General features: G+C 38.3%; 22 protein-coding genes and 1 pseudogene. 3 read left to right on the forward strand and 20 right to left on the reverse strand.

Translation table 11 applies throughout. From position 1 onward, the window contains the following. Positions 1 to 99 precede the first annotated feature (99 nt). The 5 genes from ACO1D1_RS16315 to ACO1D1_RS16335 form a co-directional block, all read right to left on the reverse strand. Positions 100 to 990: a superoxide dismutase gene (locus tag ACO1D1_RS16315; protein WP_149870844.1), complete on the reverse strand. Its 891-nt coding sequence runs from the start codon at positions 988 to 990 to the stop codon at positions 100 to 102. 115 nt (positions 991 to 1,105) lie between these two features. After that, entirely contained in the window at positions 1,106 to 1,594 is a 489-nt protein-coding gene (locus ACO1D1_RS16320; RefSeq protein WP_149870845.1) for a YpuI family protein, read from the reverse strand. 32 nt (positions 1,595 to 1,626) lie between these two features. After that, positions 1,627 to 2,046, reverse strand: coding sequence for a hypothetical protein (locus ACO1D1_RS16325; protein WP_423336511.1), 420 nt, complete (start codon positions 2,044 to 2,046; stop codon positions 1,627 to 1,629). A gap of 105 nt (positions 2,047 to 2,151) precedes the next feature. Continuing rightward, the gene (gene scpB / locus ACO1D1_RS16330) at positions 2,152 to 2,736 is read right to left on the reverse strand and encodes an SMC-Scp complex subunit ScpB (protein ID WP_423336477.1); all 585 of its coding nucleotides are present in this window, start codon (positions 2,734 to 2,736) and stop codon (positions 2,152 to 2,154) included. Further along, positions 2,723 to 3,493: a segregation/condensation protein A gene (locus tag ACO1D1_RS16335; protein ID WP_149872749.1), complete on the reverse strand. Its 771-nt coding sequence runs from the start codon at positions 3,491 to 3,493 to the stop codon at positions 2,723 to 2,725. Before ACO1D1_RS16335 ends, scpB begins: the two co-directional genes overlap by 14 nt. Before the next feature lie 195 nt (positions 3,494 to 3,688). Here ACO1D1_RS16335 and ACO1D1_RS16340 point away from each other — a divergent pair, with 195 nt between their 5' ends. Together ACO1D1_RS16340 and ACO1D1_RS16345 are read left to right on the forward strand one after the other, a co-directional pair. Further along, entirely contained in the window at positions 3,689 to 3,775 is an 87-nt protein-coding gene (locus ACO1D1_RS16340) for a YjcZ family sporulation protein (RefSeq protein ID WP_149872750.1), read from the forward strand. Between the two features lie 85 nt (positions 3,776 to 3,860). Then, positions 3,861 to 4,382, forward strand: a complete 522-nt coding sequence (locus ACO1D1_RS16345) for a DUF309 domain-containing protein (RefSeq protein ID WP_149870848.1) — start codon at positions 3,861 to 3,863, stop codon at positions 4,380 to 4,382. A gap of 29 nt (positions 4,383 to 4,411) precedes the next feature. Here the strand turns inward: ACO1D1_RS16345 and ACO1D1_RS16350 are convergent, their stop codons facing one another. Continuing rightward, positions 4,412 to 4,762, reverse strand: a complete 351-nt coding sequence (locus ACO1D1_RS16350) for a GNAT family N-acetyltransferase (protein ID WP_149870849.1) — start codon at positions 4,760 to 4,762, stop codon at positions 4,412 to 4,414. A 485-nt stretch (positions 4,763 to 5,247) separates the two neighbouring features. On the opposite strand from ACO1D1_RS16350, the gene ACO1D1_RS16355 reads away from it, so the two are divergent. Continuing rightward, complete coding sequence (locus ACO1D1_RS16355; RefSeq protein WP_149870850.1) at positions 5,248 to 6,111, forward strand: DUF1002 domain-containing protein; 864 nt, start codon at positions 5,248 to 5,250, stop codon at positions 6,109 to 6,111. A 30-nt stretch (positions 6,112 to 6,141) separates the two neighbouring features. Here the strand turns inward: ACO1D1_RS16355 and lysA are convergent, their stop codons facing one another. The 14 genes and pseudogenes from lysA to ACO1D1_RS16425 form a co-directional block, all read right to left on the reverse strand. Then, positions 6,142 to 7,446, reverse strand: a complete 1,305-nt coding sequence (gene lysA, locus ACO1D1_RS16360; RefSeq protein WP_149870852.1) for a diaminopimelate decarboxylase — start codon at positions 7,444 to 7,446, stop codon at positions 6,142 to 6,144. Between the two features lie 155 nt (positions 7,447 to 7,601). Continuing rightward, on the reverse strand, positions 7,602 to 9,092 hold the full coding sequence (locus ACO1D1_RS16365) for a spore germination protein (RefSeq protein ID WP_149870853.1): 1,491 nt from the start codon (positions 9,090 to 9,092) through the stop codon (positions 7,602 to 7,604). Further along, positions 9,079 to 9,654, reverse strand: a complete 576-nt coding sequence (locus ACO1D1_RS16370; RefSeq protein WP_423336478.1) for a stage V sporulation protein AE — start codon at positions 9,652 to 9,654, stop codon at positions 9,079 to 9,081. The genes ACO1D1_RS16365 and ACO1D1_RS16370 overlap by 14 nt, the downstream gene beginning before the upstream one ends. Before the next feature lie 29 nt (positions 9,655 to 9,683). After that, positions 9,684 to 10,109, reverse strand: coding sequence for a stage V sporulation protein AB (locus ACO1D1_RS16375; RefSeq protein WP_149870855.1), 426 nt, complete (start codon positions 10,107 to 10,109; stop codon positions 9,684 to 9,686). After that, positions 10,096 to 10,719 carry a stage V sporulation protein AA gene (locus ACO1D1_RS16380; protein WP_423336479.1) on the reverse strand — a complete coding sequence of 208 codons (624 nt, stop codon included), beginning with the start codon at positions 10,717 to 10,719 and terminating at the stop codon, positions 10,096 to 10,098. Before ACO1D1_RS16380 ends, ACO1D1_RS16375 begins: the two co-directional genes overlap by 14 nt. An 89-nt stretch (positions 10,720 to 10,808) precedes the next feature. After that, a complete protein-coding gene (gene sigF / locus ACO1D1_RS16385; protein ID WP_423336480.1) occupies positions 10,809 to 11,567 on the reverse strand; it encodes an RNA polymerase sporulation sigma factor SigF in 759 nt (252 codons plus the stop codon). A 12-nt stretch (positions 11,568 to 11,579) separates the two neighbouring features. Then, entirely contained in the window at positions 11,580 to 12,020 is a 441-nt protein-coding gene (gene spoIIAB / locus ACO1D1_RS16390; RefSeq protein ID WP_149870858.1) for an anti-sigma F factor, read from the reverse strand. Next, the gene (gene spoIIAA, locus ACO1D1_RS16395) at positions 12,021 to 12,371 is read right to left on the reverse strand and encodes an anti-sigma F factor antagonist (RefSeq protein WP_149870859.1); all 351 of its coding nucleotides are present in this window, start codon (positions 12,369 to 12,371) and stop codon (positions 12,021 to 12,023) included. 134 nt (positions 12,372 to 12,505) lie between these two features. Continuing rightward, entirely contained in the window at positions 12,506 to 13,678 is a 1,173-nt protein-coding gene (locus tag ACO1D1_RS16400; RefSeq protein WP_149870860.1) for a D-alanyl-D-alanine carboxypeptidase family protein, read from the reverse strand. A gap of 163 nt (positions 13,679 to 13,841) precedes the next feature. Then, positions 13,842 to 15,145, reverse strand: a pseudogene (locus ACO1D1_RS16405) (pyrimidine-nucleoside phosphorylase). 33 nt (positions 15,146 to 15,178) lie between these two features. Continuing rightward, positions 15,179 to 16,000: a purine-nucleoside phosphorylase gene (locus ACO1D1_RS16410; RefSeq protein WP_423336481.1), complete on the reverse strand. Its 822-nt coding sequence runs from the start codon at positions 15,998 to 16,000 to the stop codon at positions 15,179 to 15,181. 12 nt (positions 16,001 to 16,012) lie between these two features. Continuing rightward, on the reverse strand, positions 16,013 to 17,197 hold the full coding sequence (gene deoB / locus ACO1D1_RS16415) for a phosphopentomutase (RefSeq protein WP_149870863.1): 1,185 nt from the start codon (positions 17,195 to 17,197) through the stop codon (positions 16,013 to 16,015). Positions 17,198 to 17,395: 198 nt separating this feature from the next. Beyond that, positions 17,396 to 18,289 carry a site-specific tyrosine recombinase XerD gene (gene xerD / locus ACO1D1_RS16420; protein WP_149870864.1) on the reverse strand — a complete coding sequence of 298 codons (894 nt, stop codon included), beginning with the start codon at positions 18,287 to 18,289 and terminating at the stop codon, positions 17,396 to 17,398. A 5-nt stretch (positions 18,290 to 18,294) separates the two neighbouring features. Further along, complete coding sequence (locus ACO1D1_RS16425) at positions 18,295 to 18,522, reverse strand: YqzK family protein (RefSeq protein ID WP_149870865.1); 228 nt, start codon at positions 18,520 to 18,522, stop codon at positions 18,295 to 18,297. Between the last annotated feature and the right edge of the window lie 63 nt (positions 18,523 to 18,585).

The raw sequence follows: 18,585 nt of genomic DNA on the forward strand, positions 1-18,585 counted from the left end.
CAATTTTATGCAAGACAAGGACTGTTATGACAATTTCATAGATAAAAAAGAAAGCATTCGATAAGGGGTCGAATGCTAAATTCATTGCTTTTTTCTGGATCAAAAGGCGGGCCACTTAATATCTGCCGCTTTTTCAAACCGAATTTCTACCTCATGCCAGTTCACGATATTCCACCAATTGTCTACATATTCTGCCCTGTTATTCTTATATTGCAGATAATAAGCATGCTCCCAAACATCGAGAACGAGGAGAGGAATTGTATCCCATTGCGTTAACAACATATGCCGCTCAGTTTGCAGTACTTCTAAATGTCTCGCTCTCGGTGACCAAACCAAAATGGCCCATCCGCCACCCTCTACTTGCTTGGCAGCTTCTGAAAACTGTTTTTTAAAGGCCTCAACACTTCCAAAATATCGTTGTACTTCTTCATTTAACAATCCTTGTGGATTTCCTCCGCCATTGGGGCTCATAACCCGCCAAAAAATTGTATGAAGATAATGACCCGATCCATGAAAGGCAAGTTCTCTAGACCAATGTTTTATCAATGAAAAATCATTGGTTTCCCTTGCCTTTTTTAAATGGAGTTCCGCCCGATTTAATCCATCAACATATGATCGGTGGTGCTTGTCGTGATGCAATTTCATGATTTCCTCTGATATATATGGCTCTAAACCATTATAGGGGTATGGCAGATCTGGAAGGGTATGCCCGCCAGGAGGGAGAGCTTTTTCTATAATCCAAATATTCCCAACCTCTTGTTTCCTTCGAAAGTAATGCTCCAATTGCTCATGGATGTTCTCGGCTTTCGCTTGCAAACTAAGCAATTCTTCTGATGATAACTCCCGGTTCGTACCTTCAATTAATTCGGTAAATTCATCAAGTTTTTCCCATAATTCAGAGTCGTGGCCAACCTTCTCTGATTGTAGAAATTGCTTCATTTGTTCATTCCAATCAAATAGTTCATTTACATATTGGCTGAAACGATCCATTCTGCTCACTCCATCTATTCAGTGTTTTGGTCATCAGGCATTCTTCCTAAAGGGTATGAGTTTTTTCAATGGTTAAGAACGAAAAAGACTGCCCATCTACTGGACAGTCATCACTTTATTTCGTTTGTATCATCTTTGTTCGGTAATCTGTTTCATAGTACTCCAGTTCTTCTCTAATTCTCTGAAAGTCTCCTTCTAAGCTCTGGATCAGTTGTACTATACTCTCCGAAACATTTCGATAAAATTTAATTGAGTTCCTTCCTGTATAGGCAGACCTGCTATCTTCAAACCATGCATCATTCTTCGGCGAGAAAAACTCTTCGATACATTGATGATAAATTTTATAAAGAGTTTTTTCTGCTGCCGCTTTTTGAAAAGGTTCGTTCAGCAAAATAATAGAGCAAGTTTCAAGACCTTCTCCACTAAATACAACTAATTTCCGTAAATTAGAAAAGACTAATTTATTGTAATTACGATCCTCATCAGTTTCTATTGATAATTGCGAAATAGTTGATTCATTTAAAAAATCCTCAAGTGTTGCGATCGACTTCGTTAAAAATTCTTTCACATCATTTAGCTGCGTTTTAACCAACGTATTTCCCATAATTACCCCCTAAATATATCCCCATGGATCGTTTATTGCGGCTGCAAGACAAACTCAAGTGGTGATCGAAGCTCATACCCTTTATTTTGTTTAACAGAAAGCAATATTTCAGGTAATTTTGTAAAATTAATATTTTGAAAATAAGCAGCAAATTCATGCTTAGAATTAATATATAGACGTTTACGGCTGCGAAGACCAGGATTTTTCAACAGACAGACAAGTGCTGCTATTTCTTTAAAATACACTTCAAATCCTTCTTGGGTAATAACCGGGTCTTGCTGATACGGAGTAAACTCAGAGATAATTTGATCAAAATACCTCACATATAGAACGTGAAGGGTTTTTTCCTCTCCATCCTCAACGAACTTCACTTCACTTCTGTTAAAAAAGTCCTCTGAAGTATTTGACTTTTCTTTTTCTAATTCAAAACCTTTACACTCTTTAATTAGCAACTTCATCCCGCTCCTCATCGAAATGCCCAATTCTTCTTGGATAACTGAATAACCATTATGAAAACGTATATTTATTTTAGCATAAAAACTTCCTGTGATTGTAGTTTAGGAATTAATTGTTTCTGTAAATTTCTCAAAAAACAGGTCTGCTTCTTCTTGGATAAATTTTTCCTCCACTTTTTCCGGAAGCTGTGGAAGCTCTTTGAGACTTTTTAAACCAAAATAATCAAGAAATTCCTTTGTTGTACCATATAGAAAAGCCCTTCCTGTCCCTTCAGCCCTGCCAACCTCCTTAATTAATATCTTTGATACAAGTGTATGCAGCGGCCTTTCCGTTTTCACACCGCGAATCTCCTCAATTTCAGCACGGGTAATGGGCTGTTTATAGGCAATAATGGCCAACGTCTCTAACGCTGCCTGAGACAGTGTAGATGTATGGGGAGAATCGACTAGCTTCTTTAAATAGACCGCATTTTCTTTCTTAGTTGCAAGTTGGTAGGTTCCAGCCAGTTGGACAACCATTATGCCTCTATTCGCTTCTTCATATTCCTTCCTTAAGTTCTCAATCAGTTCATTTACTCTAAGTTCATCTACTTCCAAAACCTCCGCTAGCTGCTTTAGCGAAAGGCCCTCATCACCGGCTGCAAATAATAGGCTTTCAAGTATGCTGCTCCAATTAATTATTTCCAACTGCTTCTGCCCCTTTCTTTACAGCTTCCACAAAGATGTCACCAAAGTTTCCGTTCTGTTCCACGTCGATCACGTTTCTCTTAATAAGTTCCAATATAGCCAGAAACGTTACAACTATATGATCCTTAGCGGGATATGGAAATAATTCATTAAAGTTTTTTCTTCCTTTAAGCTGTTTTAATTCAACCATAATTTCTGTCATTCTTTTTTCTATCGATATTTCTTGACGGGCAATTTTTGTTGTCATTGGCCGCTGCAATTTTTTCCTTCGCAGAAGCTTCTGGAAGGCAGCAAGCATATCGTACAAAGAGACATTTAATTCTGCTTTTTCCGGCTGTTTTTCTTTTGCAAAATCAGAAAGATCACTTGGCGGCTTGGTATACATAAGTCCTCGTTCTTCTTCCATTGTTTTCAGGTCATGTGCAGCCTCTTTATATTTTCGATACTCAATTAAGCGCTCAACAAGCTCTTCCCTCGGGTCTTCTTCGTACGTCAGTTCAGAATCAGCCTCATCGAATACCTCTTCATGCTTTGGTAAAAGCATCTTACTTTTAATTACGAGTAATGTAGCCGCCATTACTAAAAATTCACTGGCAACATCAAGTTGCAGTTCATTCATCGTTTTAATATATAGGAAGTATTGCTCGGTAATTTCAGCAACTGGAATATCATAGATATCAATTTCGAGCCGATTAATTAAATGGAGAAGCAAATCTAACGGCCCTTCAAACGCATCAATCTTCACCTGATATGGCATGTTCATTCACCAAAATTCTTAAAAAATAAATTTTTGTACACCATGTATAGTATAGAGGATTCCGAAGGGGTTATCCAATAGAAAAATCACCTATCATACTTTCTATTGAAAACAGGATGTTTGCCCATAACAATGGACAATACTCCTACATAAAATGACAAGGAAACGAATAAAAAATATGTAGGAGGTTTTAATATGGATGGCGCATATGGCGGCGGCTTCGCCTTAATTGTTGTTTTATTCATTTTATTAATTATCGTTGGTGCTGCTTGGGTTTACTAAGTAATAAGCGCAATATGAGGCCCGTCAATTTTGGCGGGCTTTTATGTTAAAATAGAAATTACATAAACTGCTTAGGAGTGATTGCTTGTATCCAAAAGAGTATATCCAATTTTTAGCCCATTTTCATGGAGACCGGGATTATTTTGAATGTCATGAAATACTTGAGGAATATTGGAAAAACACAGATTGCCGAAATAAATCATCTATCTGGGTTGGTCTCATATTATTAGCGGTTTCTACCTATCATCACCGCAGGAGCAATTTCAATGGGGCAAGAAGGACATTAGAAAAGGCAATAAAGATTTTTGAGACACAGGCTGGCTGGTTAAGAAAACTTGGCTTGGAGAAGCAGCTCCTAAATGATTTATTAACAGTCCGTTTATCCTTAATTGAAAAAGAGGCAGCCTATAGCAGTTTTGATTTACCGATTTGTGACTCAACGCTGCTAAAAATGTGCGAAAACTATTGTGTAAAAGCAGGTTTTCCCTGGGGAAAAGATAGTGATTACACTAATATCAGCCTCATTCATCGCCATACCTTACGGGATCGATCAGGCGTTATCGAGGAAAGACATCAGTCCTTGAAAATGCGGAAAGGCAAAGAATAATTTATTCTCTGCCTTTTGATATAGTCTAACTAGCAAACATCACATTTTTCAATAAATGCCGCCGTATTTTCATTTGAGATTATTTCCTTGTCTGCATACATTTCTTTCAATGCCTTCACCATTTTTTTCCCAATACCCTGAAAACGATGGGAAGGGTTTACTGATATATGCTGAATCACCAAGGCATTCGCATCATTCTGATAAAGAATACCAAGAAGTCCAATTATGTCTTCTTCTTTCCACAAAAAAAGCTGCCAATCCTCTTCGGTCTCATATTCCTTCATTGTGATCTGGAGCTTCTTCAAATCCTTTTCATTTGGCATAAAGGACAATAAACCCATGGCGATTTTTTCGAATGTCTTCTTATAACGAATTAACATTTTGATCCCTCATTATATTAAATAAACCGATGAAATTCCTGGTTTAACAATAGTATATTTTTTCCAAAAAAATCATTACTAATCATTATACATTATATGTAGTAGATTTTATTATGTTTCACTAAACACAATCATACATAAATTAAAGGCAATCATCAAATACAAAAATTTCTATCGATTAGGTGCAATAAAAAGCCAGTAGATTAATCCCCATATGACCGAAATACCAATAAGGACACCAAACAAAATCCAATTCTTTCTCATGAAAACTTATCCCCCAAAAGAGTTCTTTCCTGCCACCATTCTACACTAAATAACAAAAATAATCTATTTTCACTTTCAAAGATGTAAATTAAACCATAAATATTTTTAAAACTATGAAACTTCCAGAGTAAATTTTTCGTTTATATTAAGGGTTTCGGTTATATTAGTAAAAGAGCTATAAAAAACCTTTTTCTTATGGATACACTTCAAGGAGGCAAACAATGAAAAAAATAATCGTTCTTCTGCTATCAATGATGATATTCACTCTGCCCAACCACAGCTTTGCGGACATGGCAGAGGGGGATATGATTGTTACCTTAGGCGAAAATTTAACGGAAACACAAAAAACTACCCTGCTAGAAGAAATGGGTGCACCAACTGACGTCCAAATTGTCACTGTATCGAATCAAGAGGAGCATCAATATTTAGGGAACTATGTCGCAAAATCACTTATCGGCACTAAGGCCATCTCCTCCTCAGCCATTACCATTGCACCTAAAGGGTCAGGGATAACGGTAAAAACCAAGAACATTAACTGGGTTACGGATGAAATGTATGTCAATGCCTTGATCACCGCAGGGGTTAAAGATGCCAATATCTATATTACAGCCCCTATATCTGTTTCCGGAACCGCAGCCCTAACAGGCATTATCAAGGCATATGAAATTTCAGCCGATAAAACGATTCCAGAAGAGGTAAAACAGGCTGCGAATCAAGAAATGGTAGAAACCGCCAAACTCGGTGACTCCATCGGTGAAAAGAATGCTGCTGCCCTAATTGCAAAAGTAAAAGAAGAAATTGCTAAAAACAAACCGAAAAATGATGAAGAACTACGAAAAATTATTGAACAGGCTGCAAAAGATTTAAATGTAACCCTTACCGCTGATGAAATGCAAAGGCTGATTGACTTTTTTAACAAACTGAAGGATTTAAACATTGACTGGAACCAAGTAAGCGATCAGCTAAATAAAGCGAAAGACCGGATTTCAAAATTCCTGCAATCCGAAGAAGGTCAGGGATTTTTAGAAAAAATCAAGCAATTTTTCATTTGGCTTATCGATGCAATAAAATCTATTTTTTCATAAGAAAAGCTGCCGCATTGCGGCAGCTTTTCTTTATTTGAGTGGCAGATCGAGCCTTACTAAATCCTCATACGTTTCTCTTTTTACAACAAGAGTGGCTTTTCCGTTTTCAACAAATACGACAGCAGGCCGCGGAATCCGGTTATAGTTGTTCGACATGGAATAGCCATATGCACCTGTGCAAAATACGGCAAGAATATCCTCTTCTCCTGCCTCGGGAAGTGGTAAATCCCAAATTAACATATCACCCGATTCACAGCATTTCCCGGCAATTGAGACGGTTTCATCGGCTTTAGCTAATGGTTTATTAGCAAGGACCGCTTCATATTTCGCTTGATAAAGAGCTGGGCGAATATTATCACTCATTCCGCCATCAACAGCTAAATATTTACGGACGCCTGGAACTTCTTTTGAAGAACCGACCTGATATAGGGTAATACCGGCATCACCAACAAGTGACCGGCCAGGCTCTATCCAGATTTCCGGCATAGTTAATGCGTGCTGTTCGGCCAATTTTTTCACCTCAGTAATAATCTCCCTTACATATTGGGATGGGGGTATTGGCTCATCCTCTTTTGTATAACGAATCCCAAAACCGCCGCCCAAGTTCAGCACTTTTGCCTCAAAGGAAAACTCATGTTTCCACTGTTCCATCTTTTCAACAATTTTTTTTGCAGCCAGCAAAAACCCGGTTGTTTCAAAAATTTGTGAACCAATATGGCAATGAATTCCGAGAACATCAAAATTTTTAAGCTGAATCGCCATTTTTAATGCCTCTTCCGCCTGTCCATTTTGAAGATCAAAACCAAATTTTGAATCTTCTTGTCCAGTTAAAATGTAGTCATGGGTGTGTGCCTCAATTCCAGGTGTAACCCTTAATAAAATACTAACATTCACATGTTTCTTTTGACAGATTGTTTTTAATAGTTCCAGTTCTGTAAAATTATCAACTACTATACAACCAACTTTGTGGTCTAATGCCATTTCCAATTCTTCCCGGCTTTTATTATTTCCGTGAAAATGAATTTTTTCTACCGGAAATCCGGCTTTTATGGCCGTGTACAATTCTCCGCCGGACACAACATCGAGTGATAGCCCCTCTTCCTCTGCAATCTGGATCATGGCAATCGTTGAAAATGCTTTACTGGCATAAGCAACCTGTGCCTTTACATTAAGTTCTTCGAATGTTTGTTTAAATCCTCGTGCTCTTTCTCTCATTAAGGCGACATCATACACATAAAGCGGTGTTCCATATTGCTGCGCTAATTCGACAGCATCAACCCCGCCTATTTCTAAATGCCCGTTTTTATTTACCCCAGTTGACCCATAAAAATACATTCTATTCCCTCTCTCCGTAAACAACTCACTTTAGTTTATGTAGTCCATTATAATAAATAAATAGACAGAATCTCCATAAGATACTGCCTATTTTTAAATTTTTTATCCCTTTATTTAATTAAAATTACTTTAGCATAACAGAAAAAAAACCGCAATTATTTCTCATTCGCCTTTGGCGGCTGCCGGTAACGATTCCGCGGGTGGACAATACTAGGTCTAAGTAATGATCCAGGGATCGCCCTGCGGAAGACAATCTGCATAAATCCTTTTGGTTCAAAAGGAAGAAATGGCCAAAAGTATGGTGTATTTAGCGCACGCATTTTTACAACAAATAAAAACATTAATGTGCTGCCTATGATTAATCCTGGCGTATGGAAGATCGCTACCAATATCATTAATGCCATTCTGGCCATTTTATTGGCCACACCTAATTCATAGCTTGGAGTTGTAAATGTTCCTATACCTGCCACTGCCACATAAAGGATTACCTCAGGAACGAATAGACCAACGTCAATCGCGATTTGACCAATCAACACAGCAGCAATTAAGCCCATTGCAGTTGATAACGGAGTCGGGGTATGAATGGCTGCCATCCTTAAAAATTCGATACCGAAATCGGCCATGATTAATTGAACCACAACAGGAATATTAGTTTGTTCATTCGGACCTATAAAGGAGACCTTTTCAGGTAATAAGGACGGCTCCAAAACGAATAGTAACCATAACGGAAGTAACACAATCGACGCAAGAACACCTAAAAACCGCGTCCAACGGACAAATGTCCCCATTGCCGGTGATTCTCGAAATTCTTCAGCATGCTGAACATGATGAAAATAAGTGGTTGGCGAGATAATGACACTTGGTGAGGTATCACAATAAATAATCACATGACCTTCTAAAATATGAGCTGCCGCCACATCTGCTCTTTCGGTATATCTAACCATTGGAAACGGATTCCATCCTTGTTTAACGATAAACTCTTCAATGGTTTTATCTCCCATAGGAATTCCGTCAACATCGATTGCTAGAATTTCCTTACGTAGAATATTTAATAAATCAGCGTCTGCTACGTCTTCTAAATAACCAAGAGCTACATCCGTTTTTGAACGCTTTCCTACATGAAGCATTTCAAAGCGAAGCCGTTCATCTCTGATTCTCCTTCTTGTTAATGCTGTGTTGAGAATAATATTTTCGACAAATCCATCACGAGATCCTCGAACAACCTTTTCCGTATCAGGCTCCTGCGGGGATCTGCCAGGATAGCTCCTTACGTCGACGACAAGTGCAGTATTTTGCCCTTCCATCACAATGGCAATTAATCCTGACAGGACTTGAGTGACTATTTTATCAAGTGTTTTAACCTGTTCAACCGACTGGTTAACAAGTCTATTATCAATAATTTTAAATAAATCTGTTGATAATTTTTCATGATCATTGATCTCTACTAATTCTTCAATCAGCTGAATGATATATAACGAATCACATAATCCATTTACATAATAGATATGAACATCTTTTTTAAGAATTTTTAACTTTCTAATCCCTATATCAAAACTTACCCCAAGGCCTGCACGTTGTTTCATATAGTTTTCAATTTCATTTACGGATTCCGGGACCGGCCACATTTGCTCATTATTTCTTGCCATGAAAGCCACTCCTTTCAAGGATTATTTCCACTGCTTTTTTTGTAATTGGTGAACCAAGTTTATAAGAGTCACGCCTTGCCATTTTGCCAATATCACCAATTCCTACGATAATGGGGATGTCTAGTTCATCAAGACAGTAAACGGTATCCCCATTTATTCTCCCGATTTCAAGTTCTGCTATACCATATTTATCAACACCATACGGCGTAAGCTCTCCCTCGCGGTCAATACTTACGTCTACCCTTGTCCACTCCTCATGTCTCGATTTTGCGGCTACCGCAATAACCCCAAGGACCTCTATATCTTTATGTAATGCTACAAACTTTAGTGCTGATTCACCCGCTCCTTCCCCTACAATGCCGCTATCATCAAACATCACCAATACAGGATCATGGGGGGCCTTTTTTATTAACTTAACGATTTCCGGACCCGTTAGTGTAGAAGGATTCCCATGAGAATGGGAAATGCAGCGTCCGCCAATCTCCTTTGCAACATACTCAACAGCTCTTCTTGCATAATCATCACCATCTGTTACTAATATGACCCGCCTCCGATTACTCATACTTTGATGTCCTTTCATAACAAACCCTTTTAATGATGAACAAAATAAAGCCATTGAAAAATAGCTCCAAATATTTTTCCAAATACAATTGCCATGATTAATATGATAATTTGCCCATCCAGCCGAATCCTTTTCGCCAGAATGGGGAAAACATTTAATACTTCTGTCAATGCAGCTCCCAGCATCCCAACAAATATTCCGCCAGTAATACCCAACAGAATTAAAAAAAAGGATGGAATATGCAATACTGGATCTCTTAGGCTTCCGATGACTCCTGCTAAAGCACCGGTTACAACAGCCCATTCATACTGATGAATCATTTTCATTGTCTTACTTAACTGCATCAGCCTTGGAATTACTCCAAGTACGGTAAGAAACGCCACAAAACCAGAACCTACGGCTAATCCACTTGCTAATCCAATAAATAATACTGCCAATATTTTAATCGTTGTCATTAAGCCGTTTCATACTTTCTTTGTTTTCATGAATAATGACATAATTGTCTAAATCCATTTGATAATTAAACATTTCTACTTCAAGTGGACTTGGTTCTTCATTTAGCCGCTTCTTAAATACATGATTGAAAAATAGAATCATGCCTAGACCGAGACCAATGGAATAAGGTATTTGAAAAAGTAATGGCTTCGTGTCCTTCTCACCCGTGATGATGGTATAGATTTTTTCATGGACACTTTGCATACTGACATCATCATGAAAATTCATGATAGTCATAGCTGATCCAAAAAATAATAGGATCCATATTAAAAGAAAAAAAGGAATAGAAACACCTTTCTTTTTAAATGTTACTTCAATAATCGTTTGTGCAGGGCCAATGGTTTGAACTTCCAAATCTCCAAATTTGTTAGTAATTAATTCGATAACTTTCATTACATCAATAACAACAATATTTCGATCCTTTTGGGTTAATTGATGGATCATCATCGTTTCTAAAATTGGTCGTATGGCTTCAGGGGCAATAATTTGAGCAGCATCCTTTAATAAAACTTTTTCTTCCGGCTCGGCTTGAACACGATTCCGCATGCGAATGTAGATTGTTTTTTCCAAAACATTCACTTCCCACACAATGATTTCCTTGAATGTAGTATGAGTAATGCTCCCATATTTCATGTATATAAAAGAAAAAACCGTATGGATTAGAGATCCATACGGTCTTTCATTTGCTGTAAAATCTTTTTTTCCAGTCTCGATACCTGAACTTGAGAAATTCCAAGTCTAAGAGCCACTTCTGACTGGGTTTGATCTTTATAATATCTCAAATAAACAATAAGTCTTTCCCGTTCGTCCAATTCACGAATGGCTTCTTTTAAAGCAATTTTATCAAACCATTTCCCTTCATTACCGTCATCAATTTGGTCTAGTAATGTAATTGGATCCCCATCGTTTTCATAAACGGTTTCATGAATGGATGAAGGCGTCCTGCTTGCTTCCTGAGCCAGGATTATATCTTCAGGAGTTAGTTCCAAATGCGCTGAAATTTCATTAACAGTAGGTATTCTCCCAAGTATCTTAGATAGTTCATCCTTTGCCTTTCGAATTTTGTTCCCCATCTCTTTCAGCGATCGGCTTACCTTCACGGTTCCATCATCGCGGATAAATCGTTGAATTTCACCAATGATCATCGGAACAGCATATGTGGAGAACTTAACATCATAAGAAAGATCAAACTTATCAACTGATTTTAATAATCCTATACAACCAATTTGAAACAAGTCATCCGGGTCATAGCCCCTATTTAAAAACCGTTGGACAACAGACCAAACGAGCCTCATATTTTTTTCAACAATTAAATCTCTAGCTTCCTGGTCCCCTTCTTGACTCTTTTTAATGAGCTCTTTCACTTCATGATCCTTTAAATACGTTTGTTTATTTTCGTTCTTGACCTCCACATCCATTGGCAAGTCTCCTTAATTGCAAAGCATTTTGCTGGAATTTAAATGCTTCCGTAATTTAACCTCGGTTCCTCGGCCTGGCTGCGTGTGAACCTCTACCACATCCATGAAGTTTTCCATGATGGTGAATCCCATACCGGACCGTTCCAATTCCGGCTTTGTTGTAAATAAGGGCTGACGCGCTTCCTCTACATCTACAATTCCTAAACCAACATCCTTAATGGTCATATCAATCAGGCTATCCTCAATGGAAACCTGAATATATACAATTCCATTAGGATCATTTTCATAGCCATGAATAATCGCATTGGTAACTGCTTCTGAAACAACTGTTTTAATCTCAGTCAGCTCATCCATTGTCGGGTCAAGCTGAGCAATAAAGGCAGCAACGGTTACACGGGCAAATGATTCATTTTGACTTAAAGCACTGAACTCTAGCTTCATTTCATTCTTCATTCAGGCTACCCCCAATCTTTGCAATGCAAATTCCTCTGTCGGTTCCATTTTGATAATTTTAAATAAACCAGACATATCGAATAATCTTTGTATTGCTGGGGAAATTGCACAAACGACCATTTCACCATGAACCTGTTTAATTTGTTTGTATCTTCCTAAAATAACCCCTAATCCAGAGCTATCCATGAAAGAAAGCTGTTCAAGATTTAAAACAATATGACGAATTTCATTTTTTTCAATAATAGCTGCTGCCTGCTCACGAAGTTCATCCGCAGTATGGTGATCCAATTCACCACTTAAGCGAATACATAAAACATCATGTTTAGTTTCCATATCAATGTTAAGACTCACTATCCCCGTCCTCCTTATTCTGGTATAGTGAGTCAATTCGCTTTACAAACGGTAATCTCCTTCTATATATACAAAACTAGTCGTAATTCGCTAAAATTAGTAATGTATCTTGATGTTTCGACACGCACCGTCCGTTACTTTCCAGCCTTTGTAAACATTCCGAATGAACGTTTGTAAAGTGTCCACCATCCTGCTTCCTTAACACTCTTACCTGCTACTAACGGACTTTCCAGGATGACTTTTCCGTTCTTAATGAGCTTTATTGTCCCTACTTTATCACCCTTTGTAATAGGAGCGTTTAGATTTTTTTGTATGACAATCTTTTGTTTCACATCCGCTGTCTTTTCCCCTTTTTTTGTCAATAACGATAATGGTTCGCTTGTCACAGCCTCAATAGACTTATCCTTCCCCTTGCTTATTTTCGCCTGACCAATGGTTTGATTTCGTTTAAACATCGGATGTGTTTGATATTGGGCAAAGGCATAATTAAGCATTTTGGTAACTTGTGCATTTCTTTCTTTTGATGTTGGAGCACCAAAAACAACGGCAATCACACGCATACCATCTTTTTGAGCTGTTGCCGTTAGGCAGTATTTTGCTTCTGCAGTAAAGCCTGTTTTCAGGCCATCGACACCAGGGTAAAAACGTACTAATTTATTGGTGTTAACGAGCCAGAATTTTTTGTCTGTATTTTCGCGAAGGTATGCTTCATACATACCAGTAAATTTTGTAATGTCTTCATATTTTAAAAGCTCTTTTGCCATTACGGCCATGTCTGCTGCTGAGCTGTAATGACCACTTACAGGAAGTCCAGTTGTATTTTTAAAGAATGTATCCTTTAACCCCAATTCTTTTACTTTATCGTTCATCATATCAACAAACGCGTCTTCAGAGCCGGCGATTTTTTCAGCCATCGCAACAGATGCATCATTTCCGGAACCAATCGCGATTCCACTTAACATTTCCTTTGTTGTCATCTCTTCTCCAGGTTCAAGGAAAATTTGTGATCCTCCCATAGAGGCTGCATATTCGCTAGTGCGAATTTTTTCATCCCATGTCAGCTTTCCTTGATCCAGAGCTTCCATGATTAGAAGCATGGTCATGATTTTAGTCATACTGGCAGGCGGCAGCTTTTCATTCCCATTTTTCTCGTAGAGAACTGTTCCTGTATCCCGTTCAATTAAAATAGCAGATTTAACATTACTGACGATATCAGTACTCTTTTTTTCTTCGGCAGCAAAAGCAGATGGACTCCATAAACTAGTAAGTAAAAAAGACGTCACTATGAAAGAGACAAATCGTTTCATTCGCATAACCCTCCATTCTTTATAGCCTCCATTTTTTCCAAAATAAATTACTTTATACAATAATTTCCTCCAACAACACAAAAAAATAGGGTGTCAGGCACCATGTGAATTTTTCACATGGTGCCTGACACCCTTTATTACCCTTCTATAGGGATTATTGTGTTTACTCTGTTATTTCTCCGTGAATAAGAATTGGTGCGTCTACTTTTGTGTTTGAGGTCTTGATATTTTCGTAAAGCTTTTGTTTTACTTCTTCTACATTTTCAAAGTTGCTGTAGATTGTAACGAGTGATTCGCCTTTTTTTACTTGGTCGCCGATTTTCTTTCTTAGTACAAGGCCTACAGCAAGGTCTATAACAGATTCCTTCGTTGCTCTTCCAGCACCTAACAACATCGCGGCAGTTCCAACCTCGTCTGCAACGATTTCGGCTACATAACCGTCTTCCTTCGCCTCAAGTTCAAAGATATATTTAGCTTGTGGCATTTTAGATGGATCATCGACAATCGCAGCGTCGCCGCCCTAGAACTTAAAAATACTTTTAATTTTTCAAGGGCAGAACCATCCTTAATCACATTTTCAAGCATTGTACGTGCTTCTGCCAGGGTGTCAGCTTTTTCTGCAAGGTAAACCATGTGGCTGCCTAGTGTTAAACAAAGCTCCGTTAGATCCTCAGGTCCTTCACCTTTTAGGGTATCGATCGCTTCCTTCACTTCCAAAGCATTTCCGATAGCAAACCCAAGCGGCTGACTCATATCGGAAATAACAGCCATTGTTCTTCTGCCAACATTATTCCCAATTCGGACCATTGCTTTTGCTAATTCTCGTGAATCATCAAGCGTCTTCATGAAGGCCCCAGCACCCGTTTTAACATCAAGAACAATCGCATCCGCGCCTGCAGCAATCTTTTTACTCATTATAGAGCTTGCAATAAGTGGAATGCTATCAACGGTTGCCGTTACATCTCTTAGTGCATAAAGCTTTTTATCGGCAGGTGTTAAGTTACCGCTTTGCCCAATTACTGCAATCTTATTTTTATTCACTAATTCAATGAATTCATTATTTTCAATTTCAACGTGGAAGCCTTTAACCGCCTCTAATTTATCAATTGTTCCGCCAGTATGGCCTAATCCGCGGCCAGACATTTTCGCAACCGGAACTCCAAGTGCGGCAACAAGAGGTCCCAGAACTAGCGTTGTGGTGTCTCCTACGCCCCCTGTAGAGTGCTTATCCACTTTAATACCTTCAACTTGTGATAGATCAATCTTATCACCAGATTCAACCATCGCCATCGTTAAGTCTGCTCTTTCATTTTCAGTCATTCCACTAAAAAAGATTGCCATTGTTAAGGCGCTCAGTTGATAATCCGGAATCGAACCGTCCGTATAACCCTTGATAATAAAATTAATCTCTTCGGTTGTTAATTCAAATCCATCTCTTTTTTTCTCGATTAAGTCAACCATTCTCATTCTTATCACCACTTTGTTTAATTTATTGCCACGTTATTTCGCGATATTCTTCACAATTTCTTTTACATATGAAAGGAAATCAGCTTTCACTCTTTCAGTCGTCTCGATTACCTCGTCATGGGTTAGCGGCTGATCAAGGATTCCGGCAGCCATATTTGAGATGCAGGAAATTCCTAAAACCTTTATCCCACTATGACGGGCAACAATTACCTCAGGTACAGTGGACATTCCAACCGCATCTCCGCCCATAACTCGGACCATTCGAATTTCTGCCGGCGTTTCATAAACAGGTCCAGTATTTCCAAAATAGACCCCTTCTTGAACTTTAATGTTTAAACGTTCCGCGATTTCTTTCGCTATAGCACGTAAATCTTTTGAATATGCTTCAGACATATCAGGGAATCTGACACCTAGATTTGAATCATTCGGTCCGATTAATGGATTTGTCCCCATATTATTAATATGGTCTGTAATAATCATTAAATCTCCCGCCGAAAAGCTCTCATTCACACCGCCTGCCGCATTAGTAACAATTAGCATCTCTACACCCAATTCTTTCATAACACGAACCGGGAATGTCACTTTATCCATGCTGTAACCTTCATAAAAATGAAACCGACCTTGCATTGCGACAACTTCCACACCATTCAGCATTCCAAACACTAATTGCCCCGCATGACCTTCTACTGTAGAAACAGGAAAATCAGGAATTTCATTATAAGGTATTTTTACCGGATTTGTGATTTCATCCGCAAGAACACCTAATCCAGATCCTAAAATAAGACCGATCCTTGACGTTTTTGGATATTTCTCTTTTAAAAAGCGAGCTGCATTTTGGATATTCTCAAAATTCACTTTCTTACCCCCTTATTTCAATTCATTCAAAAAACTTTTTCCATATTTAGGCATTTTTACTTTAAAGTTTTCAGCAACAGTCGCTCCAAGGTCAGCAAATGTCTCTCGTAAAGGCAGTTCTTTTCCTTCCACTATCCTTTTTGAATAAACAAGTAACGGTACATATTCACGTGTATGGTCTGTACCTGGGGCAACAGGGTCATTCCCATGGTCTGCAGTAATCAATAATAAATCATCTTCTTTTAGCTTTGCAAACACTTCCGGCAGACGGGCATCGTATTCTTCAAGTGCATTACCATAGCCTTCCGGGTCACGGCGGTGACCATATAAAGCATCAAAATCTACTAAATTTAAAAAGCTGATTCCTGTGAAATCCATATCCAAGGTTTCGACCAGCTTATCCATACCATCCATATTAGAAACCGTTCTGAGTGATTTCGTAACGCCTTCTCCGTCATAAATATCAGAAATTTTACCAATGGCGATTACATCGAAACCCGCGTCCTTTAATTCACTCATTACCGTACGGTCAAAGGGTTTTAATGCATAATCATGACGGTTTGGTGTCCGTTTAAAGTTCCCGGGCTCTCCTAAGAATGGACGGGCAATGATACGGCCAACCATATATTTTTCATCAAGTGTCAGTTCTCGCGCAATTTTGCAAATGTTATAAAGTTCTTCAAGTGGGACAATTTCTTCATGTGCAGCAATTTGCAGAACGGAATCTGCCGATGTATACACAATCAATGCCCCGGTTTTCATATGTTCTTCTCCAAGTTCATCTAAAATAGCTGTCCCGCTTGCAGGCTTATTGCCAATTACTTTCCGGCCAGTACGTTTTTCTAATTCAGACGTGAGTTCTTCCGGAAAGCCTTCAGGAAATACACGGAAAGGTGTCTGAATATTCAAACCCATAATTTCCCAGTGACCAGTCATTGTATCTTTCCCGTTAGATGCTTCCATCATTTTTGTATAAAACGCTAGTGGCTTTGCTGCTTTTTCAATCCCTTTAATTTCGCGGATATTACTTAATCCTAATTTTGCCATATTCGGCATCTTAAGACCGTTCATCCTTTCAGCTATATGGCCAAAGGTATCTGCACCTTTGTCACCAAATTTTTCTGCATCAGGAGCCTCCCCAATGCCGACTGAATCCATTACGACAATAAAAATACGTTTATATGTATTTGCAGCCATATGATTTTTCCTCCTTTTTACACTGAAACCGTTTACAACTACTATGTTGCCCCTTGTGAATTAGGATTATAATTTTCTTATTCGCTTACATTTGTCAGAAGTCTGACATCTATATTGTACTAAATGATTTCAAAATTACAAGAAAAACCACCAAAATTTTCGGTGGTTTTTTGACATTTATGTGAAACTATCATTCTATTATGCTCGCGGATGAAATTTACTATAAACATCTTTTAGCTTTGTTTTCGAAACGTTTGAATATATTTGTGTTGTGGAAATATCTGCATGCCCTAGCATCTCTTGAACCGCCTTTAAGTCTGCACCATTTTCCAACAAATGTGTGGCAAAGGAGTGGCGCAGAGTATGCGGGGTGAGTTCTTTAGTTATACCAGCTTTTATTGCTAACTTTTTTAATATTTTCCAAAACCCTTGTCTTGTTAACCGATGACCTTGATGGTTTAAAAATAAGGCATTGTCATGGTGTTTTGCTGTAACAAAATGAGGTCTGCTATGTTCTAAATAATGTCCGATTGCCTCTGTTGCCGTTCTTCCGATTGGAATAATTCGCTCCTTATTTCCTTGTCCAATACAACGGACGAATCCCATTGTGAGATGGATGTGTTCAAGATCAAGTCCAATTAGTTCACTTACACGGATCCCCGTTGCGTAAAGAAGTTCTAGCATTGCCTTGTCTCTCATCCCAAAATGATCATGCAGGTTTGGGGCATCTAATAGAATCTCCACTTCCTGTAAACTTAATACCTTGGGCTGCGCTCTTTCTAGCTTCGGTGTTTCTAGTAGTACGGACGGGTCTTGGTCTGCCGCCTTATCTCTCAATAAAAACTGATGAAAAGCCCGAACCGAGGCAATATGCCTTGCCAATGTTTTGGTTGATTTTCCCTGATCCTTTAAAAAAGCCAAAAAGTGGATAATATGAACACGTTGTACTTCATTTAATAATTGAATGGATTCTATATTTTTTAAATATTGAAGATAACTTTTTAAGTCACGTTCGTACGAAACTATTGTATTCTTTGCCAGCGCTTTTTCAACTGTCAGGTAATACATAAAATTTTTTAATTGATCTTCCATCTCATTTACTCCCCATTTAAATAAAAAAACATCAGCCGATCTAAAATAGAAGAACTGTCTTCCTTCACTGCGTTTGAAACCTTTAACGCAGCTCCCTCAGGTTCATCATAGCGATGATAATTTTGGTATTCTTCAGATACCCACATGATACCATAATAAAAGAGTATCGTGCACCCAGTGAATATAATAAAAACCTTTAAGGTTTGCAACACCACTTTAATAAAAGAAATCATCCTACTTCCCCCAATTTACGAGTATCTACTAAAAGGTATGCCAAATTGTACAGGTTTTATACC

The sequence above is a fragment of the Neobacillus sp. 19 genome (assembly GCF_049463095.1).
Lineage (GTDB): Bacteria > Bacillota > Bacilli > Bacillales > Cytobacillaceae > Neobacillus.